Source organism: Peptococcaceae bacterium 1198_IL3148, assembly GCA_036763105.1.
Lineage (GTDB): Bacteria > Bacillota > Desulfotomaculia > Desulfotomaculales > Desulfohalotomaculaceae > JBAIYS01.
The window spans coordinates 1-234 of the sequence record JBAIYS010000093.1; the positions used below are offsets into that span (position 1 = coordinate 1).

The 234-nt window shown below is 39.7% G+C and carries 1 protein-coding gene; it reads left to right on the plus strand.

Annotated features, from left to right (window positions below; translation table 11 throughout):
• Window positions 1-234, plus strand: a 234-nt coding sequence (locus tag V6C27_15010) for a hypothetical protein (protein ID MEG6617672.1), incomplete at both ends; no start/stop codon positions are given.

Here is a 234-nt window from a genome sequence, read left to right on the forward strand (position 1 = left end):
CCAATACCGTGCCAACTGCTTTATGTGGTGGTGCAGATAGGAGTGACAATATAGGGCACGTATTTGTTAGTACATTAAACTTACAACCGTCAATCAGTGTTTCATCCCCTTCAAATAATCCACCATTTTCTGCAGTTACAGGACACGATAAAATGACCATTTCAGGCAATGTAACCGACCAGGATGTGGGAGATGTGTTAAATATTTACTATCGAATAGATAGTGGTAGTAAAG